19 protein-coding genes are annotated in these 21,379 nt (G+C 70.7%); 7 read left to right on the top strand and 12 right to left on the bottom strand.

Annotation, left to right across the window (positions count from 1 at the left end; genetic code table 11):
* Window positions 1-3 precede the first annotated feature (3 nt).
* Both ACT53R_RS14935 and ACT53R_RS14940 read left to right on the top strand, forming a co-directional pair.
* The gene (locus ACT53R_RS14935; RefSeq protein WP_476172689.1) at window positions 4-1,158 is read left to right on the top strand and encodes an ABC transporter permease; all 1,155 of its coding nucleotides are present in this window, start codon (window positions 4-6) and stop codon (window positions 1,156-1,158) included.
* A gap of 24 nt (window positions 1,159-1,182) precedes the next feature.
* On the top strand, window positions 1,183-2,361 hold the full coding sequence (locus ACT53R_RS14940; RefSeq protein WP_476172690.1) for an ABC transporter permease: 1,179 nt from the start codon (window positions 1,183-1,185) through the stop codon (window positions 2,359-2,361).
* A gap of 66 nt (window positions 2,362-2,427) precedes the next feature.
* Here the strand turns inward: ACT53R_RS14940 and rarD are convergent, their stop codons facing one another.
* The 11 genes from rarD to ACT53R_RS14995 form a co-directional block, all read right to left on the bottom strand.
* On the bottom strand, window positions 2,428-3,333 hold the full coding sequence (gene rarD / locus ACT53R_RS14945) for an EamA family transporter RarD (protein WP_476172724.1): 906 nt from the start codon (window positions 3,331-3,333) through the stop codon (window positions 2,428-2,430).
* Window positions 3,333-4,259 (bottom strand): drug/metabolite exporter YedA, encoded by a 927-nt coding sequence (gene yedA, locus ACT53R_RS14950; protein ID WP_476172691.1) that lies wholly within the window; start codon window positions 4,257-4,259, stop codon window positions 3,333-3,335. The genes rarD and yedA overlap by 1 nt, the downstream gene beginning before the upstream one ends.
* Window positions 4,260-4,432: 173 nt before the next feature.
* The gene (locus ACT53R_RS14955) at window positions 4,433-5,260 is read right to left on the bottom strand and encodes a bifunctional transcriptional activator/DNA repair enzyme AdaA (RefSeq protein WP_476172692.1); all 828 of its coding nucleotides are present in this window, start codon (window positions 5,258-5,260) and stop codon (window positions 4,433-4,435) included.
* A gap of 427 nt (window positions 5,261-5,687) precedes the next feature.
* A complete protein-coding gene (locus tag ACT53R_RS14960; protein WP_476172693.1) occupies window positions 5,688-7,865 on the bottom strand; it encodes a carboxy terminal-processing peptidase in 2,178 nt (725 codons plus the stop codon).
* Window positions 7,866-8,068: 203 nt separating this feature from the next.
* Window positions 8,069-9,079: a lipoyl synthase gene (gene lipA, locus ACT53R_RS14965; RefSeq protein WP_476172694.1), complete on the bottom strand. Its 1,011-nt coding sequence runs from the start codon at window positions 9,077-9,079 to the stop codon at window positions 8,069-8,071.
* A 1-nt stretch (window position 9,080) separates the two neighbouring features.
* Window positions 9,081-9,833, bottom strand: coding sequence for a lipoyl(octanoyl) transferase LipB (gene lipB / locus ACT53R_RS14970; protein ID WP_476172695.1), 753 nt, complete (start codon window positions 9,831-9,833; stop codon window positions 9,081-9,083).
* The gene (locus tag ACT53R_RS14975) at window positions 9,821-10,099 is read right to left on the bottom strand and encodes a DUF493 family protein (protein ID WP_476172696.1); all 279 of its coding nucleotides are present in this window, start codon (window positions 10,097-10,099) and stop codon (window positions 9,821-9,823) included. Before ACT53R_RS14975 ends, lipB begins: the two co-directional genes overlap by 13 nt.
* Window positions 10,100-10,157: 58 nt before the next feature.
* Entirely contained in the window at window positions 10,158-10,907 is a 750-nt protein-coding gene (locus ACT53R_RS14980) for a glycoside hydrolase family 25 protein (RefSeq protein ID WP_476172697.1), read from the bottom strand.
* Between the two features lie 7 nt (window positions 10,908-10,914).
* On the bottom strand, window positions 10,915-11,631 hold the full coding sequence (locus tag ACT53R_RS14985; protein WP_476172725.1) for a hypothetical protein: 717 nt from the start codon (window positions 11,629-11,631) through the stop codon (window positions 10,915-10,917).
* A gap of 42 nt (window positions 11,632-11,673) precedes the next feature.
* Window positions 11,674-12,657 carry an alpha/beta fold hydrolase gene (locus ACT53R_RS14990; protein WP_476172698.1) on the bottom strand — a complete coding sequence of 328 codons (984 nt, stop codon included), beginning with the start codon at window positions 12,655-12,657 and terminating at the stop codon, window positions 11,674-11,676.
* A 19-nt stretch (window positions 12,658-12,676) separates the two neighbouring features.
* Window positions 12,677-14,689 (bottom strand): M1 family metallopeptidase, encoded by a 2,013-nt coding sequence (locus tag ACT53R_RS14995; protein ID WP_476172699.1) that lies wholly within the window; start codon window positions 14,687-14,689, stop codon window positions 12,677-12,679.
* A 234-nt stretch (window positions 14,690-14,923) separates the two neighbouring features.
* On the opposite strand from ACT53R_RS14995, the gene ACT53R_RS15000 reads away from it, so the two are divergent.
* A complete protein-coding gene (locus ACT53R_RS15000; RefSeq protein WP_476172700.1) occupies window positions 14,924-15,886 on the top strand; it encodes a CsgG/HfaB family protein in 963 nt (320 codons plus the stop codon).
* 278 nt (window positions 15,887-16,164) lie between these two features.
* On the opposite strand, the gene coaBC is transcribed toward ACT53R_RS15000, so the two are convergent.
* Window positions 16,165-17,370, bottom strand: coding sequence for a bifunctional phosphopantothenoylcysteine decarboxylase/phosphopantothenate--cysteine ligase CoaBC (gene coaBC, locus ACT53R_RS15005; RefSeq protein ID WP_476172701.1), 1,206 nt, complete (start codon window positions 17,368-17,370; stop codon window positions 16,165-16,167).
* Window positions 17,371-17,486: 116 nt separating this feature from the next.
* On the opposite strand from coaBC, the gene radC reads away from it, so the two are divergent.
* The 4 genes from radC (at window position 17,487) to ACT53R_RS15025 (ending at window position 21,350) form a co-directional block, all read left to right on the top strand.
* Window positions 17,487-18,161, top strand: a complete 675-nt coding sequence (gene radC / locus ACT53R_RS15010; protein WP_476172702.1) for a RadC family protein — start codon at window positions 17,487-17,489, stop codon at window positions 18,159-18,161.
* A 94-nt stretch (window positions 18,162-18,255) separates the two neighbouring features.
* On the top strand, window positions 18,256-18,606 hold the full coding sequence (locus ACT53R_RS15015) for a GIY-YIG nuclease family protein (protein ID WP_476172703.1): 351 nt from the start codon (window positions 18,256-18,258) through the stop codon (window positions 18,604-18,606).
* Window positions 18,607-18,840: 234 nt separating this feature from the next.
* Window positions 18,841-20,529 carry an arginine--tRNA ligase gene (gene argS, locus ACT53R_RS15020; protein ID WP_476172704.1) on the top strand — a complete coding sequence of 563 codons (1,689 nt, stop codon included), beginning with the start codon at window positions 18,841-18,843 and terminating at the stop codon, window positions 20,527-20,529.
* Window positions 20,529-21,350 carry an SPOR domain-containing protein gene (locus ACT53R_RS15025; protein WP_476172705.1) on the top strand — a complete coding sequence of 274 codons (822 nt, stop codon included), beginning with the start codon at window positions 20,529-20,531 and terminating at the stop codon, window positions 21,348-21,350. The genes argS and ACT53R_RS15025 overlap by 1 nt, the downstream gene beginning before the upstream one ends.
* Window positions 21,351-21,379: the final 29 nt, after the last annotated feature.

Below are 21,379 nucleotides of genomic sequence, written 5' to 3' on the forward strand. Positions count from 1 at the left end.
GACATGACCAAGACCGGATTCGTCATCGCCAACCTGTTCCGCAAGAAGACGCGGACCTCGTTGACGATGCTCTCGATCATCACAGCGTTCCTGCTGTTCGGCCTGTTGCAATCGGTCAACGCGCTGTTCAACGCCGGCGCCGACTACCTCGGCACCGCGCGCCTCATCACCCAGGCCCGCGTCTCGTTCACCCAGCCGCTGCCGCTGCGCATGCGCCAGGAGATCGAGGGCGTGCCCGGGGTCGAGGCCGTCACCCAGTCGCAGTGGTTCGGCGGCGTGTGGCAGGGCAAGGACCCGCTGGTCGCGCTGGCCGTGGACCCGATGCGCTTCCACCAAGTCTACCCCGAGTGGGACCTGCCCGAAGCGCAGTGGAAGCAGTTCGCCGACACCCGCACCGCGATGGTCGTCGGCCGCAAGCTGGCCGACCAGTACGGCTGGAAGGTCGGCCAGAAGGTGCCGATCAGCTCCAACATCTTCCCGATGAAGAACGGCAGCAAGGACTGGACGTTCGACCTCGTCGGCATCGTCGACGGCCGCGACCAGGAATGGAAGGACAAGGCGACGCAGGTGTGGATCAACCACGCCTACTTCGACGAGGAAAACCAGTTCGGCAGCGGCAGCGGCGGCATCTACCTGATCAAGCTGAAGAACCCCGACGACGCGCAGAAGGTCTCGCGCATCATCGACGCCAAGTTCGAGAACTCGCCGGACGAGACCAAGACCCAGACCGAGAAGGACTGGAACCTCGGCTTCGTGAAGCAGATCGGCGACATCGGCCTGATCGTGCGCTGGATCCTGTTCGCGGTCTTCTTCACCCTGCTGCTGGTGGTCGGCAACACCATGGCGCAGAGCATGCGCGAGCGGGTGCCGGAGATGGCCGTGCTCAAGACCCTCGGCTTTTCCGATGGCAGCGTGCTCGGCTTCGTGATGGCCGAGACCGTGGCGCTGTGCGCGTTCGGCGGCATCGCCGGCCTGGCGCTGGCGACGGTGGCGGCGATCGCCATCCAGCACACGGGCATCCCGCTGCCGCTGCGCGTGGACTGGCACGTCTGGGGCCTGGGCGTGGCGGCGATCCTGCTGCTGAGCCTCGCGGTCGGCCTGCTGCCCGCGCTGCGCGCCAAGCGCCTGAAAATCGTCGACGCCCTCGCCGGCCGCTGATCGGCGCACGCAAGGAGACACCGCATGTTCTCGCAGATCTTCGCCATCACCGGCGTCAACCTGAAAAGCATCCCCGAACGCTGGGGCCCCTCGCTCGTGATCGTGATCGGCCTGGCCGGCGTGGTCGCGGTGTTCACCGCACTGCTGGCGATGAGTGAGGGCTTCAGCTCCACCCTCGCCGCCACCGGCAGCCGCGACATCGCGCTGGTGATGCGCGGCGGCTCCGAGGTCGAGGTCAACTCCGGCCTCGGCCGCGAGGAGGTCGACCTGATCAAGCTCGCCCCCGGCATCCGCAAGGGCAGCGACGGCAAGCCGCTCGCCTCGGGCGAGGTGCTGGTCATCGGCGAACTGAGCAAGAAGGACGACCCCACCAGCAGCGCCAACATCACCGTGCGCGGCGTCGAGCCGGCCGGCTTCGTGCTGCGGCCCAAGCTCAAGGTCGTCGAAGGCCGCATGTTCAAGCCCGGCCTGCGCGAGCTGATCGTGGGCCGCGGCGTGGCCCGCCAGTACGATAACGCGGGCGTGGGCCGCACGATCCGCATGCGCGGCTCGGAATGGACCGTGGTCGGCGTGTTCGAGTCCGGCGACGCCCACGAGAGCGAGCTGTGGACCGACACCGGCGTCGCCCAGACCAGCTTCGGCCGCAACGGCTACAGCTCGGTGCTGGCCGGCCTGGAAAGCGAGAAGGCGATCAAGACGCTGGAATCGTCACTCAAGGCCGATCCGCGCCTCAACGTCGACGTGGTCTCGCAGCAGACCTACTTCAGCGCGCAGACCAAGCAGTTCCGCGAAACCATCGGTGCGCTGGCGATCGTCGTCACCGTGATCATGGCCCTCGGCGCCATCTTCGCCGCGCTCAACACCATGTACGCCGCGGTCGCCACCCGCGCCAAGGAGATCGCCACCTTGCGCGCACTGGGCTTCGGCGGCCTGCCGGTGCTGGTGTCGGTGATGCTGGAAGCGCTGGTGCTGTCGCTCGGCGGCGGCCTGGTGGGCGCGCTGATCGCCTACGTGCTCTTCAACAACGTCTCGGTGTCCACGCTCGGCGCGAACTTCACCCAGGTGGTATTCGCGTTCAAGGTCACGCCGATGCTGGTCCTGATGGGCCTGGGCATCGCGGTCGCGGTCGGCTTCATCGGCGGCCTGCTGCCGTCGATCCGCGCGGCGCGGATGCCGGTGACCACGGCGCTGCGCGCGGGCTGACGCACCCGCTCCCCGCGTCCTGCGCACGAACGCCCGGCTCCGGCCGGGCGTTCGCGTTCATGGGGCTCAGGCCGCGCGCGCCGCCCGCGCCCGGCGCAGGCTGTCGGCCATGAACAGCGCCAGCGCCGACCAGATCAGCGCGAAACCGATCGCGCGATCGACGTCGAACGGTTCGCGGAACAGCAGCACGCCGATCAGGAACTGCATCGTGGGGGCGAGGTACTGCATCAGACCGATGGTCGACAGCGGCACGCGCCGCACCGCGAACGAGAACCCGATCAGCGGCAGCGCGGTCAGCGCGCCGCCGACCAGCAGCAGCGCGTCGATCGCCGCGCCCCAGTCGCCGAAGAAGCCGCCCTGCCCCGTGGCTTCGGCGAAGGCGACATAGCCCAGCGCCGGCAGCAGCAACACCGCGTTCTCAACGCCGAGGCCGACGATGGGATCGACCGCCGCGAGCTTGCGGATCAGCCCGTACACGCCGAACGACAGCGCCAGCGTCAGCGCGATCCACGGGAAGCTGCCGTAGTTGAACGTCAGCCACAGCACGCCGGCGCCGGCGATCGCCACCGACACCCACTGCACCGGCCGCAGGTGCTCGCGCAGGAACAGCGTGCCGATCACCACGTTGAGCAGCGGGTTGATGAAGTAGCCGAGGCTGGTCTCGACCACGTGGCCGGCGTTCACCGCCCAGATGTAGAGGCCCCAGTTCACGCCGATGCACAGCCCGCTGAGCGCGAGCACCCGCGCCAGCCGCGGCTGCGCCATCACCTTCGCGAACCAGCCCCGGCCCTGCGTCCAGCCCAGCCACGCCGCGACCAGCAGCGCACTCCAGACCACGCGGTGGGCGACGATCTGCAGCGACGGTACCGCCTTCAGCAGATGCCAGTACAGCGGCATCAGGCCCCACACCACGAACGCCGCGAGCGCCACCCACAGCCCGCGCCGCGCCTCGGCCGGCGAGACCTCGGCCATCATTCCTGCGGTTCCGCGGGCAGCGCCGGCGCGCGCGTCTTCGCACGGGTGATGACCACCACGCCGGCGAGGATCACCGCCATCGCGCCGAGATCGTGCAGCGTGAAGCGTTCGCCGCCCAGCCACGCGCCCAGCAGCACCGCGATCGGCGGATTGACGTAGGCGTAGCTCGACGCCAGCGCCGGCCGCACGTGATGCAGCAGCCAGATGTACGCCCCGAAGCCACCGATCGACCCGGCCAGCGCGAGGTACACCAGCGCCGAAGTGCCCTGCAGCGTCGGCGCCACCGGCAGGCGTTCGCCGAGCGCCAGCCCCAGCACGATCAGCATCACGCCGCCGCAGAGCATCTGGCCCGCCGCGGCCATGAACGGCGACGGTAGGTCGCGGCCACGCGACCACACCGAACCGAACGCCCACGCGATCGGCGCGATCAGCAGCAGCGCCAGCCCGCGCGGCGTCGACGCCAGCGCGCTGCCGGCGTTGAGCCACAGCACGCCGAGGAAGCCGATGCCGATGCCCAGCCATTCGGCGCGGCGCGGCCGCTGTCCGAACATCAGGCCGAACAGGCCCATCCACAGCGGCATCGACGCGATCGCGATCGCGGCCAGGCCCGAAGAGACCTCCTTCTCGGCCAGCACCACCATGCCGTTGCCCAGCAGCATCAGCAGCAGGCCCATCGCCGCGAGCGTGCGCCACTGCACGCGCGTCGGCGCGGGCACGCCGCGCAGCCGCAGCACCGCGAACAGCAGGCCGCCGGCGACCAGCATGCGTCCGCCGGACACGGCCAGCAGCGCCGGCCAGCCGCCTTCGAGCGCGAAGCGGATGCCGAGATAGGTCGAGCCCCAGATGACGTACACCGCCGCCAGCGCGAGACCGATGGCGAACGCGGAAGCAGGGCGCGGGGCGGCCGCGGAGGGAGCAGCCATCGCAATCCTCGAAAGCGAAAGACGAGCGGGGAGAGAAGGAAGATGCACATCGCCGCGCAGCGCGGGCGAAGCGTCATTCTACGCGCGGCACCTGCGCGCCGGCCGCCGCGATTGCCGTGCCCGGTGGAACGCCGTCGTTCCGTGCGCACCACGCGCACGGCGGCGCAGGCCGATCACGCGGCGCGTTCGCGATCCAGCAGGCGGCGTTTCAGATCGAGGCCCCAGCGATAGCCGCCGGGCGAACCATCGCCGCGGATCACGCGATGACACGGCACCACGATCGCCACGCGGTTGCGCGCGCACGCGCCGGCGACCGCACGCGAGGCCGACGGCGCGTCGAGCGACGCCGCCACTTCGGCGTAACTGCGCGTCTCGCCCGGCGGAATCTTCATCAGCGCATCCCACACGCGCTTCTGGAACGCGGTGCCGACGAGATCCACCGGCACGTCCGCACGGCGCCCCGCGAGCGCATCGGCGACCGCACGCACCCGCGGCGCGAGGAATTCGTCGCGCCCGGCATCGACCTGCTGCAACCGCGCGCCGGGGAATTCGTCGCGCAGCCGACGCTCCAGCGCGTCGCCATCGAGGCCCAGCTCGATCATGCAGATGCCGCGCACCGTCGCCGCCACCAGCGCGGGCCCGAGCACGGTGTCGACCACGCTCCAGCGGATGTCCTCGCCGGCACCGCCGGCGCGATAGGTCGCGGGCGTCATGCCCAGCTTCGCCGCGCCAGTCTCGTACACCCGCGACGGCGAGCCGTAGCCGGCGTCGTACAGCGCACCGCTGACGTCGCGCCCGGCCTTCAGCGCCGACTTCAGCGCATCAAGCTTGCGCTGGGCGAGGTATTCGGCCGGACTCAGCCCGAACCGCGCCCGGAACCGCCGCTGCAGGTGCGACGCGCTCAGGCCGACGGCCTCCGCCAGCAATTGCAGCGTGGGTTCGCCGGCGTCGAGCAGCGCGCGGGCCTGGTCGAGGGCATCGGGGTGGGCGGTCTTCGTCATGGGCACAGGCTACGGCCGGCCGAGGGTAGCCGCTATCCGATTCTTGCGCTGGTCACGAAGGGGGTTCGTGCACCGGACGCGAGGATGGCGGTTTCCAGCCCGCGACATGGATCACTCCATTGCGAACAGCAGGGCTTCCGCGCTGGCGCGCGGGTGACTTTCTTTGACGCAAAGAAAGTCACCAAAGAAACACTCAGGGCCACTTCAAACCTGCCTTCGGGAACGTGGCCGGGATTTTTCGACGAGGCGTCCTGCCTCGTCGAAAAACGGCGGGCTTCCTGCCCGCCGCCCTCCGGGTCTCCGATTCGGGGACAGTGCGCTGTCTGGACATGCTTTCGGGACGATGCAGGCCAGAAGTCAAAGCGAGACAACAACGAAAACGGGCCTCGCAGGGCCCGTTCCGTGAAGCGATCGCGCGGGTCGTGGCTCAGTTCACCCAGTGCCCCGGCACCGTCGGCGCGGTCAGCAGCACCTGCGCGGAAAGCGGCTTGTCGGCGTCGAGCAGGCGCAGCGCGTCGGCGAGGACCGAGGCCGACTCACGCAGCAGCGGGTCCGGACGCTTCTCCGCGGCCTTCTCGCGCGCGGCGTCCTGGGCGATGTCGCGCTCGTTGGCGGTCAGGCCGTCGTCGCTCTCGTCGGCCAGCGGATCGAGATCCAGGCCCATCGCCTTGCGTTCGGCCTGGCGCTGCTTGCGCTTGGCGGCGTCGCGGTCGCGCTCGGCGCGGCGCTCGGCTTCGTTCAGCGAGATCCACTTCCGCGCGTTGTCCTCGCGGAACTGCGCGATGTCCTCGCTCCACCACTTGAATTCCGTGTCCTTGGCCATGCGCGCTGCGTGCAGGCCTTCGAGCTTGGGCAGCAGCGGGCCGAAGTCGCCGTAGCGGGTGTACGGCACCGCGGCGATGCGGGTCCACGGCAGCGCGTTGTCGTAGGTGCTTTCGCCGAATTCGCTGGCGTCGACCGTCACCGGGAACTTGATGTCCGGCACCACGCCCTTGTTCTGCGTGCTGCTGCCGCCCGGCAGGAAGAACTGCGCGATCGTCAGCTTCACCTGGCCGAAGCGCTGGCCATCGGGGCGCGGCCAGCGGTCGAGGTCGACCAGGTTCTGCACCGTGCCCTTGCCGAAGCTGGTCTCGCCGATGATCAGGCCACGGCCGTAGTCCTGGATCGCGCCTGCGAAGATTTCCGAGGCCGAGGCCGAGCCGCGGTTGATCAGCACCGCGAGCGGGCCGTTCCACGCCACGCCGGCATCGGTGTCGCCATCGACCTGCACGCGGCCGCCGGATTCCTTGGCCTGCACCACCGGGCCCTTGTCGATGAACAGGCCGGTCAGCGCCACGGCTTCGTTGAGCGAGCCGCCGCCGTTGTTGCGCAGATCGATGACCACGCCGTCGACCTTCTGTTCGCGGAAGCCATTGAGCAGTTTGGCGACGTCGCGGCTGGCGGACGCATAGTCGTCGGAATTGCGGCGACGGCCTTCCCAATCCTCGTAGAACGCCGGCAGCTTCACCACGCCGATGCGGCGCTCGGGCTGGCCGTCGGTGCCGGGCACGGTGATGACCTCGCCCTTCGCGGCCTGCTCTTCGAGGCGGATCTTGGCGCGCTTGAGCACGATGCGGTTGGGCTTGCTGTCGAGCACGGCCTCGGCCGGCACGATGTCCAGCCGCACCTGCGTGCCCTTGGCGCCCTTGATCTTGTCGACGACGTCGTCGATGCGCCAGCCGATCACGTCCTCCATCGGGCCGTCGGTGCCCTGCCCGACCGCGACGATGCGGTCGCCGGCCTTCAGCTTGCCGCTGAGGATCGCCGGGCCGCCGGGGATCAGTTCGCGGATCACCACCACGTCGTCCTGCTTCTGCAGCTGCGCGCCGATGCCTTCCAGCGACTGGCTCATCAGCTGGTTGAAGCGTTCGGCCTCGCGCGTGTCGAAGTAATCGGTGTGCGGATCGATGGTGTTGGTGTAGGCGTTGAGGAAGGTCTGGAACGCGTCGCTGGCGTTGAGCTGGTCGACGCTCTTGGCGGTCGAGGCGTAGCGCTTGTCCAGCGTCTTGCGGATGTCGTCGGGCTGCTTGCCGGCCAGCTTCAGGCGCAGCCAGTCGTTGCGCACCGACTGCTTCCACAGCGCGTCGAGTTCGCTGGCGTTGGCGGCCCAGGGCGCGTCCTTGCGGTCGTAGTTCCAGCGATCCTGGCCGTCGAAGCGGAAAATGTCCTCGTTCAGCATCGCGCGCGCCCGGGCGATGCGCTCGCGGACGCGGGTCTGGTAGAGCGTGAAGATGTCGAACGCCGGCGTGACTTCGCCGCTGCGGATCGCGTCGTCCAGCGTGGTGCGGTAGCGCGACAGCTGGTCGACGTCGGCGGCGGTGAAATACAGCTTGCCGGGATCGAGATTGTCGAGGTAGCGCTTGAAGATCTCCGCGGACAGCGCGTCGTCGAGCGCGCGCGGGCGGTAGGCGTAGCGGCTGTCGGACAGCAGGCCGTAGACCAGTTTCGAGGCGTTGGCCTGTGCGGCCGAGGGATTCCCGGCGTCGGCATGCGCGGTGATCCACGCCAGCGGCGCGGTCAGCGCGAGGGCGAGCAGGGAGACCGGCAGGACTTTGGAGACTTTCATCGGCACTCTCGGGGACGGAACGCGGTGGGGACGGCATGCACGGAGGCGATGCGCGGACCTAGCATGCACCCGCATGGGACCGCTGCAAAGTGTCGGAAGTTGCAGGCGCTGCCGTTCGTCGCGCAGGCGGAACCGACCGGTCGACACCGCGCCCGGCGTTCAGCCGCGAGCAGGCCGCGACGCGGCCCGGGACGCGCCGCGGCTCAGGCGACGACGCCCGCCCCGGCCGCCTGGCGATCGGCGTGGTACGAGCTGCGCACCATCGGGCCGGACGCCACGTGCTGGAAGCCCAGCGCCATGCCGTAGTCCTCCAGCGCCTTGTATTCCTCGGGCGTCCAGTAGCGCAGCACGGGATGATGGTGCGCGCTGGGCTGCAGGTACTGGCCGATCGTGACCATGTCGACGTCGTGCGCGCGCAGGTCGCGCAGGGTGGCTTCAACCTGTTCCATCGTCTCGCCGAGGCCGAGCATGATGCCGCTCTTGGTCGCGATGTCCGGGTGCTGCGCCTTGAACTTCTGCAGCAGGGTCAGCGACCACTGGTAGTCGGCGCCCGGGCGCACGTTGCGGTAGAGGTCGGGCACGGTTTCGAGGTTGTGGTTGAACACGTCCGGCGGGCTGGTCGCCAGGATCTCCAGCGCCCGCTCCATGCGACCCTTGCCGCGGAAGTCGGGGGTGAGGATCTCGATCTTCGTGCCCGGGCTGCTGGCGCGGATCGCGGCGATGCAGTCGACGAAGTGCTGGGCGCCGCCGTCGCGCAGGTCGTCGCGGTCGACGCTGGTCACCACCACGTACTTCAGGCGCATGTCGGCGATGGTGCGGGCGAGGTTCTGCGGCTCTTCCGGATCCGGCGGCTTGGGCCGGCCGTGGGCGACATCGCAGAACGAGCAGCGGCGGGTGCAGACCTCACCGAGGATCATGAAGGTCGCGGTGCCGTGGCCGAAGCACTCGTGGATGTTCGGGCAACTGGCCTCCTCGCACACGGTGACGAGGCGGTTCTCGCGGAGCCGGGCCTTGAGGTTGGCGACCGCGTTGCCGGAGGGAATCCGCACCCGGATCCACGACGGCTTGCGCAGCACCGGCGCCTCGGCGAACTGCACCGGCGAGCGCGCGATCTTGTCGGCGGCGACCTGCCTGGCGCCCGGCTCGAGCGACGCGGGCGCGTCGCCGACCACGGTCAGCGGGATGGACTTCTCGGAGGACGGTGGCGTGGACATGTCAGGCGGCCCGTGGGGTGGCGGGAAGGGCGGACAGGGCGTCGAGGTCGGGCGCCGGCGCGGGCGCCGCACGCAGGCCGAAGCAGTCGGCGAGGTGCTGCACCAGTGCGGGCTTGACCGCGTCGAAGGACGCCGGGCCGCCGAGGTCCTGCATCGCGGTCACCTGCAGGCCGGCGTAGCCGCAGGGGTTGATGCGGTGGAACGGCGACAGGTCCATGGCGACGTTGAAGGCGAGGCCGTGGAAGGTGCAGCCGTGGCGGACGCGGATGCCCAGCGCGCCGATCTTGGCGTCGCCGACGTACACGCCCGGCGCGCCGTCGCGGCGCTGGGCGAGGATGTTCCAGTCGGCGAGGGTGTCGATCATCGCCTGCTCGATCCGGCAGACGTGCTCGCGCACGCCGAGCTTCAGCCGGCGCAGGTCGAGCAGCGGGTAGATCACGATCTGGCCGGGGCCGTGGTAGGTCACCTGGCCGCCGCGGTCGACCTTCAGCACCGGGATGTCGCCGGGCGCCAGCACGTGTTCGGGCTTGCCGGCCTGGCCGAGGGTGAAGACGGGATCGTGCTCGACGACCCAGAGTTCGTCCGGGGTGTCGTCGGTGCGGGCGTCGGTGAAGGCCTGCATCGCGCGCCAGACGGGCGCGTAAGCGACCCGGCCGAGGTCACGGACGAGTGCATCGCGCGGGGGAACGTCGCGCGGCGCCTCCGCGGCGCCCGCGCCCGACCCCGCCGCATCGCAGGCGGTCACAGGGTCCACTTGATGTCCGGGTCGGCGCGCAGCGCGGCGTGGGCGGCCTCGTAGCGCTGGCGATCGGCGGCCTCGAAGCTCAGCCGGATCGACACGAACTTCCCGCCCGACGAGTTGCGCGCGGCCACCGTCTCGCGCAGCACCGAGATGCCGACGGTTTCCAGCAGCAGCGGCACGCGCTCTTCCAGGCCGGCGCCGGCCGGGCCCATGGCGGTGATCTCGAACACGCCGGGGAACTGGAAGCCGTGGTCGGGGTGGTCGGACTGGATTTTCATCGCGGCATTATGGGCCCGGGGGCGGGGCAACCCAAGTCCGCGCCCCGGCCCGCAGCGTTCAGCGCGGCGGCGGTGCGGCGGCGCGCCAGCGCGCGAATGCCGTCGGGCCGGCGAAGAACACGTTCAGGTCCACCGGACCTGTGATGCCGTCGATCCGGCCGCGGTTGTGGTACTGCCACACCCGCCACTGCGCCAGCGGCCCGGGTTCGCGGAACAGCGAGCGGCGCCACAGCGGGCGCGGCGGCAGCGCGGCGGCGTTGGCGTCGAGGAAGTCGCCGGTGACGTACAGGACCGCGCGCCGGCCGTAGACCGGTTCGACCCTGGCGAGGAAGGCGTCGAGTTCGCGGCGCAGTTCCTCCGGCGGTGGCCGGCGGCCGCAGTTGCCGCCGAACTCGACGTCGACCGCCGGCGGCAGCGCGTCGGCCTCGACCGGCACCGCGGCGAGGAAGTTGTCGGCCTGCTCGGCGCCGGGCCGGCAGAAGGTGAAGAAGTGGTAGGCGCCGACCGCGAGCCCCGCGGCGCGGGCCTCGCGCCAGTTGCGGGCGAAGGCGTCGTCGCGGTAGTCGCCGCCCTCGGTGGCTTTCAGGTAGGCGAAGGCGACGTCGTCCGCGGCGACCTTCGCCCAGTCGATGGCGTGCTGGTGGTGCGAGACGTCGATGCCGCGCAGCGGGTAACGCTCGGGATCGGGCCGGTATTCGCGGAAGGTTCGCCAGACGACGAAACCGATCGCGGCCAGCGCGACCGCGGCGACCAGCAGCGCCATCGCCGGGGAGAACGCCGGCGACCGTCCCGCGCGACGCCGCGCCATCCGCGCCTCACCAGCCCGGCAGTTGCGCCGGGTCCAGCCCGCCGACCTCGAACAGCGCCTTGCGGGTGCCGTGGCCCTTGGCCGGGAAGGCGATCTCGATCGTCTTCGCCGACTTCGCCAAGCGCCACAGCGCCTTCTCGTCGTCGACGAACATGGCGATGGCCTCGTCGGTCTTCGGCCGGGTGCCGGCCATCGGTTTCGGCGGGCCGCCGTCGACGCTGACCTGCAGGCGGCAGCCGCCGTAGCAGTCGAAATCGCCGCGGGTGATCACGAGGTAGCTGCTGCGACCCCAGTCGGGATGGTCGCGGAAGATCAGCTGCACGCGGCTGGGGCCGCTGCCGTCGACGTCCACGTCGTCCTTCGCGTACACGCTGGCCGAACGCTGCTGGCCGCCCGTCACCGGCGTGGCGACGTAGCTCCACAGCGCGGCGAGGCGTGCGCTTTCGCGGCCGGCCTCGGCCTTCGCCTTCACCTCGGCGTACTGCGTCTCGACGCGGGCCGCGGCGGCGGTGCCGGCGTGGTCGTGCAGCAGCAGGTCGGCCTGGGCCTTGGCCAGCGTCCAGTTGCCACGGGCGACGGCGTCGTCGAAGGCCTTCGCGCCCTCTTCCGCGGCGGCCTCGTTCGCGGCGGCCTGTTCGGCGGCGGCGGCCTTCACGGCTTCCGGGTCCTCGCCGCAGCCGGCCAGCAGGGCGACGCCCAGCGCCAGCGGCAGCAGGCGCGTCAACGCGGGGCGCGGGAACATCGCTTTCGGCATCGGAACGCTCCGTCAGGGCGGCCCGGCGGGCGCGCCGTGGTTCACCAGCAGGTCGATCGCGCCCGCGCTCTCGCCGGGACGCTCCATCAGGGACATGTGGCCGCAGCCTTCCAGCAGCACGCGACTGGCGTCGGGCATGCGCGCGCCGTACAGCTGCAGCGCGCTGGGATCGATCACCTGGTCCTGGGCGCACCACAGCAGCAGCGATGGCTGGGCGATGTTCGCCGCTTCCTTGCCGGGCAGGAACGCCTCGTCGCCGCGGCCGATCCTGTTCAGCACGCCCTGCTCGAACGCGGCGTCGCGGCGGCGCTGGGCGATGTAGATGCGGTCCACCGGCCACGGCAGGTACGGCTTCGTCGCGGGGGCGTGGAACAGGATGTCCATGTAGCGCTGCAACGACGCCTCGTCGGTGACGCCGAACGGATTCTTCCCGGCCAGCACGTCCTCGCCGAAGCGGTTGTCGTCGAAGCGCACGCCGGCGGCATCGAGCAGCGCCACGCGGGCGACGCGATCGGGATACCGGGCCGCGGTCAGCGCGGCGATGCCGCCGCCCATCGAATGCCCGACCAGCGTGACCGGCTTGCCGCCGGACACCTCGGGCAGCGCGAGGAATTCGGACAGGCGCTTGCTCTGGGCGACGTAGCCGTAGTCGCCCCCCGGCTTGCGCTCGCTCTGGCCCCAGCCGGGCAGATCGGGGATCACCAGCCGGTAGCGGCCGTCGAAGGCGCGCGCCATCCGGTACCAGTTCTCCTTGCTCCCCGTGTAGCCGTGCACCAGCACCAGCGTCGGCGCATCGGCCCGCTTGGCGTCGATCTCGGTCCAGACCCAGCGATGGCCGCCGGCGACGCTCTCGCGGGCGCTGCCGCCCAGCAGCAGACGCTGCTTGGCGAACTCGCTGCGGATCACCAGCCCGGGATCGCGCCAGACCGAAAACGCCATCGCGAGCAGGATCGCGCCCGCGATGGCGTTGGCCCAGCGCGCCTGGCGCGGGGTCACGCGCGCCACGGCGGCGCCGTTACTTCGCCGGCGCCGCGGGCGGCGGCGTGGCAGCGGCCGGGGCAGGCGCCGTCGTCGAACCCGCCGCCGGAGCCGGCGTCGCGGCCGGCGCGGCGGCCGGCTTGGCGTTCTCGATCACCTTCTGCACCGAGCCGGTGGTGATCGGGTGGTAGCCGGGCTTCGCGGCCTCGAACACCTGCTTCGCCAGCGCCAAGCCGGCCTCGGTCTGCACCAGCGCCTCGTAGGTCGGCATGATCAGCTTGCGGCGTCCGACGCGCTGGAGGAACGCGGCAATGGCGTCATTCGCCTGAGTGTAGCCGTTGCGCACCGCCAGCGGATACCAGCGCTGCGCGATCTCGCCGTTCGGGGTGCCGGTGAAGTGGTAGGCGCCATCGAGCTGGGCCAGCTGCGCGGGGGTCAGCGTCTCCGGCAGGCTCTCGATGAAGTGGACCCATTCCTGCGTGGTCCACTCCCTGGTGAGCGCGTCCGGCGGCAGCTGCTGCGTGCCCAGCCACGCCAGGCGCGCGGAGTCGACCACGCCGAAGCGGCGGGCCTGCACCTGCGGCGCCGTCGACGGGATGCCCGGCTCGTACAGCCACGCATCGAACTCGGCCGGCGTCACCAGGCCCGGGTTCTTCGCCAGCAGGTTGGCCTTGGCGTACTTCGCGAACTGCTGCGAATCGATGCTCTGGAACGCGAAGTGGTCGAAGTAGCCGCGCAGGAACGGATCGAACTTCTCGCGGCCGTAGCGCTCTTCCAGGAACTGCATGAACCACGCGCCCTTGGTGTAGACGGTGGCGCTGCTGTTCTCGTCCGGATCCTTCAGCGTGCCGGGCTTCTCGGCCAGCACCTGGTACTTCGGATCGAGTTCGGCGAATTCCTTCTTCAGCTCGTTGCGGTCGATCACCTTTTCCATGTCGGCCACGTCCTTGCCGTACAGGGCTTCGGTGATGCGGCCCTCGACGTAGGTGGTGAGACCTTCGTTGAGCCAGGCGTCCTTGGCGCTGGAGAAGGTGACGAGGTTGCCCGACCAGCTGTGCGCCAGCTCATGCGCGACCAGCGACACCAGCGACTTGTCGCCGACGATCACGGTCGGCGTGGCGAAGGTCAGGCGCGGGTTCTCCATGCCGCCGTACGGGAACGACGGCGGCAGCACCAGCAGGTCGTAGCGGTCCCAGCGATACGGACCGTACAGCGACTCGGCGGTGCCGATCATCTTCTCGGTGTCGCTGAACTCGGCCACGGCCTTGTCGACCATCGCCGGCTCGGCCCACACGCCGCTGCGCGGCGAGATCGGCTTGAACACCAGGTCGCCGGCGGCGATCGCCATCAGGTACGACGGGATCTTCTGCGGCATCTTGAACGTGTAGTCGCCGTCGCGGACCGCATTCGGGTCGTTGTCGGCGCTCATCAGCACCATCACGTCCGGACGCGAAGTGACGTGCGCGGTGTAGGTGTAGCGCACGCTCGGCGTGTCCTGCAGCGGCACCCACGAACGGGCGTGGATCTGCTGCGACTGGCTGAACATGAAGGGCAGCGACTTGCCCTCGGTCATCGACGGCTCCAGCCACTGCAGGCCGGAGGCGTTCGGCGAGGTCTTGTAGGTGATGCGGACTTCCGGGTTGCGGGCCGGGGTGTCGATGGTGAGCTTGCTGCCCAGCACCGGGTCGGCGGCGGCCAGCTTGAACGTCAGCGGCGCCCAGCCCCCCTTGCCGTCCGCGCCCTCGACCTTGTCGATGGTCAGGTCGCGGGTGTCGAGGGTCAGTGCCTTCGCGGCCTTGTCCTTCCACTCCAGGTCCAGCGTGGCGGTGCCGGCGAGGGTCTTGGCGTCGAAGTCGACCGCGAGGTCCAGCGCCAGGTTGGACACCGCGACCGCCTTGGGATCGGCGTAGGAATGTTCGTCGAGCGGCGCCACGGGGGCGGCAGGGGCCGCCGGCGCGGCCGCGGGGGCGGCAGCGGTGTCGGACTCGGATTGGCAGGCGGTCATCGACAGGGAAGCGAGCAGGGGCAGGGCCAGGAAAGAGGCGCGCATGGGCGGACAGGGGCGGACGGGGAAGCCGCCAGTGTACCCGCCCGCGCCGGGACAGGTTCCGCGAAACTGACTCGCCACCGACCGGCCTCCGCCGCGCGCAGGCCGGCGCTGGCCGCGATCCACCGTCGCGGCCGTTGTATCGACTTGCCGGTCACCCGGCGCGACAATGCCGCCGCCGCGCCGGGGGCGCACCGGCGACTTCCCAGACTTTCCATTCCGAGGCCATCGCTCGCCATGATCCGTTCCGTCCGTTCGTCCGTCCTGCTGCAGGCCAGCCTGCTCACCCTCGCCCTCGCCGCGGTGGTGGCGCCCGCCGCCAACGCCAAGAGCGCGCAGGACGAGCGCAAGGAGAAGGTCGCCCAGATCCCGACCTGCGCCAAGCCGCTGGGCACGATCTCGGTGCTCGAACCCGAAGACGCCACCGACTGGTGGACCGGCCAGCAGCTGCCGGCGCCGTCGAAGCTGATCAAGGTGTTCATCAGCAAGTCGCGCTGCTTCACCCTCGTCGACCGCGGTGCCGGCCTCGACGCCGCCCAGCGCGAGCGCGCCCTCGGCGCCAGCGGCGAACTGCGCGGCCGCTCCAACGTCGGCAAGGGCCAGATGAAGGCCGCCGACTACGTGATGGTCCCCGACCTGATCTCCGCCAACAGCAACGCCGGCGGCAACGCGATCGGCGGCCTGCTGGGCGGTCTGGTCGGCGGCCGCGCCGGCGCGGTGCTCGGCGGCGTGGACCTCAAGCGCAAGACCGCCGACGTGGTGCTGACCGTCACCGACGTGCGCTCGACCGAGCAGGTCGCGATGGCCGAAGGCAGCGCCAAGAAGACCGACCTCGGCTGGGGCGCCGGCGGCGGCCTGTTCGGCTACAGCGGCTTCGGTGCCGCGGGCGCCAGCGGCTACGCCAACACCGAGATCGGCCAGGTCATCACCCTCGCCTACCTGCAGGCCTACACCGACATCGTCGCCCAGCTCGGCGGCCTGCCGGCCAACGCCTCGGCCTCGAACGCCCAGCAGGCCGTGACCGTGACCAAGCCCGCGCGCCTGTTCACCACGCCCAAGGGCACCAAGGTCGTCCGCAGCCTCGACCCCGGCATGATGCTGTACCCCACCGGCAACAAGGAGGGGATGATGTGGGAAGTCGAGGACGAACTCGGCAACAAGGGCTGGGTCTCGTCGACGCTGATCGAGCTGTCGCGCTGATCCCGGTTTCACGCATCACGCACGAAAAAGGGCGCTTCGGCGCCCTTTTTCGTTGGCGGCTTCGGCAGAACGGCCTGACCCGCCTCCGGCGGTTGAACACCGGGCCGCTGCGCTGTTTCACCGTGAAGGCAGCCGCGAAAAACCCCCGTCATCCTCGCGCAAGCGAGGACCCATGCTTGATCACTGTCCACGGTTGGGTCCTCGCTTGCGCGAGGATGACGATGCATTTGGCTGTCGGCCACCAGGTGGTTTAACCATTAAACCGCCGCATGCCGCGGCTACAGCCGCGCCTTCACCAGATCCAGCAGCGCATCCGCGAGCACCGTCTTCGGCCCCGGACCCAGCGCGTGCGACGTCGCGGCGTCGATCACGGTGAGCGCGTTGTCGTCGCTCTCGAAGCCGCAGCCGGCCCGGCCGACCTGATTGGCGGCGATCATGTCGAGCTGCTTGCGCACCAGCTTGTCGCGGGCGTAGTGCTCGACGTCGTTGGTCTCGGCGGCGAAGCCCACCACCACCCGCGGCCGCTGCGCGTGCACGGCCACTTCGGCCAGCACGTCGGGCGTGCGCACCAGTTCGACGGTCAGGCCGTCGCCCGACTGCGCGGTCTTCTTGATCTTCTGCGGCGACACCACGCGCGGCGTGTAGTCGGCGATCGCGGCCGCGCCGATGTAGACGTCGGCCGGCAATGCGCCCAGCACCGCGTCGCGCATCTGCGCCGCCGAGCGCACGTCGATGCGGCGCGTGCCTTCCGGCGTGCACAGCGACACCGGCCCGGCCACCAGCGCCACCTCGGCGCCGCGGCGGGCGGCGGCGGCGGCGATCGCGAAGCCCATCTTGCCGCTGCTGCGGTTGCCGATGAACCGCACCGGGTCGAGGTCCTCGAACGTCGGCCCGGCGCTGACCACGACGCGCACGCCCGCGAGATCCTGTGCCACCGGCACGGCGTCGGCCTGCGCCAGCGCGGTGACGATGTCCGGCGGCTCGCGCAGGCGGCCCGGACCGAATTCGCCGCAGGCCTGGGCGCCGTCGTCGGGGCCGATCACCTGCACGCCGCGGCTGCGCAGCGTCGCCACGTTGGCCTGCGTCGCCGGATGCAGCCACATGCGGTTGTTCATCGCCGGCGCCACCGCGATCGGCGCGGTCGTCGCCAGGCACAGCGTGCTGACGAGGTCGTCGGCAAGGCCGTGCGCGAGTTTGGCGAGGATGTCGGCAGTGGCGGGCGCGACCACCACGCGGTCGGCCCAGCGCGCCAATTCGATGTGGCCCATCGCGGCCTCGGCGGCCTCGTCCCAGAGCGTGCCGCGCACCGGCACCCCGGACACCGCCTGCAGGCTGGCGGCACCGACGAAGCGCTGGGCGTTTTCGGTCATCGCGACCTGCACCTCGGCCCCGGCCTCGCGCAATCGTCGCACCAGTTCCACCGCCTTGTACGCGGCGATGCCGCCGCACACGCAGAGCAGGATGCGTCGACCGGTCAGCGCCATCGCGGGGTTTTCCTACGCCAGAACAGACCGACAGCTTACCCGATGCCGCGCCGGCACCCGACGGTGCGGCGCCGGCAGCGAGGCGACGCTGGTAGCCCGTTCACCGGAACCGCCCCATGCACATCCGCGACTGGCCCGAGACCGAGCGCCCCCGCGAAAAACTCCTGCACCGCGGCGCCGCGGTGCTGTCCGACGCAGAACTGCTGGCGCTGTTCCTCGGCTCGGGCGGGCGCGGCAGCGACGCCGTGGCCGACGCCCGCACCCTGCTCAACGACCACGGCCCGCTGCGCCGGCTGCTGGAGCGTTCGCCGCAAGAGCTGCTGAAACTGCCGGGACTCGGCCCGGCCCGCGTCTGCGCGATGATCGCCGCGCTCGAACTGGGCCATCGCCACCTCGCCGCCGGGCTGGAACGCGGCGACGCCCTCACCGACCCGCAGGCCGCAGGCCGCTACTTCGCCCAGCGCCTGCGCGACCTGCCGCACGAGGTGTTCGCGGCGCTGTTCCTCGACACCCGGCACCGTGCCCTCGGCTTCGAGGAACTGTTCCGCGGCACCGTCGACGGCGCCGAGGTCCACCCGCGCGAAGTCGTCCGCCGCGCCCTCGCCCGCAACGCCGCCGCGGTGATCGTCGGCCACAACCACCCCAGCGGCAACGGCGAGCCCAGCGCCGCCGACCGCGCCATCACCCTGCGCCTGAAACAGGCCCTGGCACTGGTCGAGATCCGCCTGCTCGACCACTTCGTCATCGGCGACGGCACCCCGGTGTCGCTGGCGGCGCGGGGGTGGGTGTGAGACCGCAAGAGGCCGCCGGTTTTCGCCCGTTGCCAGCCAATCTCCGCTTGCCCTCTTTGCTGTCATCCCGAGCGGAGCGAGGGACCTGCTTTCCATGGAAATGACGCAAGAAACCGAACGTTACTCCGTCTACATCCTCGCCAGCCGTTCCGGCGCGCTGTACATCGGCATCACCGGGGACCTGATGCGCCGGATCGCCGAGCACCGGGCGGGAACGGCCTCCGCACACACTCGGCGCTACCTGATTTACCGTCTCGTCCATGTCGAGACGACCGACGACGCGCATACCGCGATCGCGCGCGAGAAACAGCTCAAGGGATGGCGACGCGAGAAGAAAGTGGCGTTGATCCGGGAAAGCAACCCGGTCTGGGACGATCTGGCGGAGCCTTGGCTGGGGCCGTTGGGGCCAGGCTCCAAAGCAGGTCCCTCGCTGCGCTCGGGATGACAAGCCTTGGCATCCCGGCTTCATCGACAGATGGGCGGCACGACGCCTTCCAGGCCTCGGCTTCGCGAGCGCATTCCGATGTCATCCCGAGCGCAGCGAGGGACCTGCTTTCCGCCGGGCACGCCACCGCCGCACGGCAACGACGGAAGCGACCGGGAAACAACGGCTTGCCCCGCCGGGGACGGGCTACAATGCCCGATCCCCGCATCACCGCCGTTTCCGGCCGAATCCCCAGTGAAATCCCAGCTTCGCGCCCTGATCGAACAGGGCATCGCCAATCTCCGTGCGCAGGGCGCGGTGCCCGCCGATCTCGCCACTCCGGACTTCGTGGTCGAGCGGCCCAAGGACCGCAGCCACGGCGACTTCGCCACCAACGTCGCGATGACGCTCGCGAGGCCCGCACGCAGCAACCCGCGCGCGGTGGCGCAGGCGCTGATCGACGCCCTGCCCGCGAACGACGACATCGCCGCGGTGGAGATCGCCGGGCCGGGCTTCCTGAACTTCCGGCTGTCGCCGGCCGCGTGGCAGCGCCAGCTGCGCGCGGTGCACGCGAATGGCGCCGCCTACGGCCACAACGCCTCCGGCGGCGGCCGCACCGCGGGCGTGGAATACGTCTCCGCCAACCCGACCGGCCCGCTGCACGTCGGCCACGGCCGCGCGGCGGCGATCGGCGACTGCATCGCCCGCGTGCTCGACGCCAACGGCTGGAACGTGCGCCGCGAGTTCTACTACAACGACGCCGGCGTGCAGATCGAGAACCTCGCGAAGTCGACGCAGGCGCGCGCGCGCAGCCTGAAGCCCGGCGCCGACGGCTGGTCCGACGACTTCTACCAGGGCGACTACATCGCCGACGTGGCGAAGGCCTATCTCGACGGCGCGTCCGTCGAGGTCGACGGCCAGATCATCACCGGCGCGCGCGATCCGGACGACTACGACGCCATCCGCCGCTTCGCCGTCGCCTACCTGCGCCGCGAGCAGAACCTCGACCTCGCGGCGTTCGGCGTGTCGTTCGACGTGTACTACCTCGAATCGTCGCTGTACGCCGACGGCAAGGTGGAAGAGACCGTGCGCGAGCTGATCGCGCATGGCCACACCTACGAGGAAGGCGGCGCGCTCTGGCTGCGCACCACCGACTTCGGCGACGACAAGGACCGCGTGATGCGCAAGTCCGACGGCACGTACACCTATTTCGTGCCGGACGTGGCCTACCACCTGACGAAGTGGCAGCGCGGCTACGAGCGTGCGATCACCGAGCTCGGCGCCGACCACCACGGCTCGCTGATGCGCGTGAAGGCCGGCCTGCAGGCGCTGGACTGCGGCATTCCCGCCGGTTACCCGGACTACGTGCTGCACCAGATGGTCACGGTGATGCGCGGCGGCGAGGAGGTGAAGATCTCCAAGCGCGCCGGCAGCTACGTGACGCTGCGCGACCTGATCGACGAGACCGGCGCCGACGCCGTGCGCTGGTTCCTGATCGCGCGCAAGCCGGATTCGCAGCTGGTGTTCGACATCGACCTCGCGCGTTCGCAGACGCTCGACAATCCGGTGTACTACGTGCAGCTCTCGCACGCCCGCATCTGCGGTCTGCTGCGCCAGCTGGACGAGCGCGGCCTCGCGTTCGACCTCGGCGCCGGCCTCGCCCAGCCGATCGACCTTGCCGACGCGCCGCTGCGCGACCTGCTGATCGACCTCTCGCGCTTCCCCGAGATCGTGGAAGTCGCCGGCCGCGACCTGGAGCCGCACCTGATCGCCGGCTACCTGGTCGAACTGGCGCAGGCGTTCCAGTCGTACTACAACGACCACCAGTTCCTGGTCGACGAGGCCGACGTGCGCAACGCGCGCATGGCACTGGCGCTGGCCGTGCGGCAGGTGCTGGCGAACGGCCTCGCACTGCTGGGCGTGCGCGCCCCGGAGAAGATGTGATGGCGGCCAAGCGCGGCAAGTCGCAGGCGAGGCGCAACAACGGCGGGGGTGGCGGTGGCGGCGGCATGCCCGGTTGGGCGTGGCTGGTGATCGGCCTCGCGCTCGGCGTGGGCGTGCTCCTGCTGAAGCCGGACCTGTTCAAGGGCGGCGCGGAGGGCTTCTTCCGCGCGACGCCGAAGACCGACGCGCCCGAGGCCGTCGCGACGAAGGACGACGACGCGCCCATCGTGTCCGAAGGCGCCGAGCCGCAGGCCGGTACGCCCAGACCGGCGCCGGCTCACGACGCGCCGAAGGACCCGGAGTACGACTTCTACACGATGCTGCCGGGCAACGAGACGCCACTGACCGACCGCGAGCTGGCCGAGCGCACCCGCGCCGAGGCCGCCGACCGCCCGCAGACGCCTCCGCCGCCGAAGCCCGCGGCCGATCCGGGCACCGCTCCCGACGCGGCCGACACCACCACGCCACCGCCGGCGATCGACACCCCGGCCACCGGCCCGGTCGCGCAGACGCCGGCGAAGCCGCCGAAGCCCGCGGCGGGCACCGCGCCGGCCGCCATCGACGCGCCCGCCGACAGCCCGCGCAACGACGCCCGCTACCTGCTGCAGGCCGGCGCCTTCGCGGCCTCAGGCGACGCCGAGGCGCTGAAGGCGAAGATCGCCTTCCTCGGCCTGAGCGCGCGGGTCGAATCCGGTCAGGCCGACGGCAAGACGGTCTACCGCGTGCGCATGGGCCCCTACGGCACCGCCACCGAACTGACCGAAGCCAAGCGCAAGCTGTCCGCCGGCGGCCTGCCGGCGATGGCAATCAAAGTCAAGTGACCAAGGTGAAGTGACGGACCCGCGGCCTG

Source organism: Lysobacter sp. DMC104, from assembly GCF_056313665.1.

What these genes read in the sequence shown, in the direction of transcription:
- yedA (WP_476172691.1), bottom strand. Translation starts at nt 4,259, where the DNA reads ATGGCTGCTCCCTCCGCGGCCGCCCCGCGCCCTGCTTCCGCGTTCGCC.
- ACT53R_RS14935 (WP_476172689.1), top strand. Translation starts at nt 4, where the DNA reads ATGACCAAGACCGGATTCGTCATCGCCAACCTGTTCCGCAAGAAGACG.
- ACT53R_RS15000 (WP_476172700.1), top strand. Translation starts at nt 14,924, where the DNA reads ATGATCCGTTCCGTCCGTTCGTCCGTCCTGCTGCAGGCCAGCCTGCTC.
- ACT53R_RS15015 (WP_476172703.1), top strand. Translation starts at nt 18,256, where the DNA reads ATGGAAATGACGCAAGAAACCGAACGTTACTCCGTCTACATCCTCGCC.
- rarD (WP_476172724.1), bottom strand. Translation starts at nt 3,333, where the DNA reads ATGGCCGAGGTCTCGCCGGCCGAGGCGCGGCGCGGGCTGTGGGTGGCG.
- ACT53R_RS15025 (WP_476172705.1), top strand. Translation starts at nt 20,529, where the DNA reads ATGGCGGCCAAGCGCGGCAAGTCGCAGGCGAGGCGCAACAACGGCGGG.
- ACT53R_RS14995 (WP_476172699.1), bottom strand. Translation starts at nt 14,689, where the DNA reads ATGCGCGCCTCTTTCCTGGCCCTGCCCCTGCTCGCTTCCCTGTCGATG.
- ACT53R_RS14960 (WP_476172693.1), bottom strand. Translation starts at nt 7,865, where the DNA reads ATGAAAGTCTCCAAAGTCCTGCCGGTCTCCCTGCTCGCCCTCGCGCTG.
- ACT53R_RS14980 (WP_476172697.1), bottom strand. Translation starts at nt 10,907, where the DNA reads ATGGCGCGGCGTCGCGCGGGACGGTCGCCGGCGTTCTCCCCGGCGATG.
- ACT53R_RS14955 (WP_476172692.1), bottom strand. Translation starts at nt 5,260, where the DNA reads ATGACGAAGACCGCCCACCCCGATGCCCTCGACCAGGCCCGCGCGCTG.
- ACT53R_RS14975 (WP_476172696.1), bottom strand. Translation starts at nt 10,099, where the DNA reads ATGAAAATCCAGTCCGACCACCCCGACCACGGCTTCCAGTTCCCCGGC.
- radC (WP_476172702.1), top strand. Translation starts at nt 17,487, where the DNA reads ATGCACATCCGCGACTGGCCCGAGACCGAGCGCCCCCGCGAAAAACTC.
- ACT53R_RS14940 (WP_476172690.1), top strand. Translation starts at nt 1,183, where the DNA reads ATGTTCTCGCAGATCTTCGCCATCACCGGCGTCAACCTGAAAAGCATC.
- lipA (WP_476172694.1), bottom strand. Translation starts at nt 9,079, where the DNA reads ATGTCCACGCCACCGTCCTCCGAGAAGTCCATCCCGCTGACCGTGGTC.
- coaBC (WP_476172701.1), bottom strand. Translation starts at nt 17,370, where the DNA reads ATGGCGCTGACCGGTCGACGCATCCTGCTCTGCGTGTGCGGCGGCATC.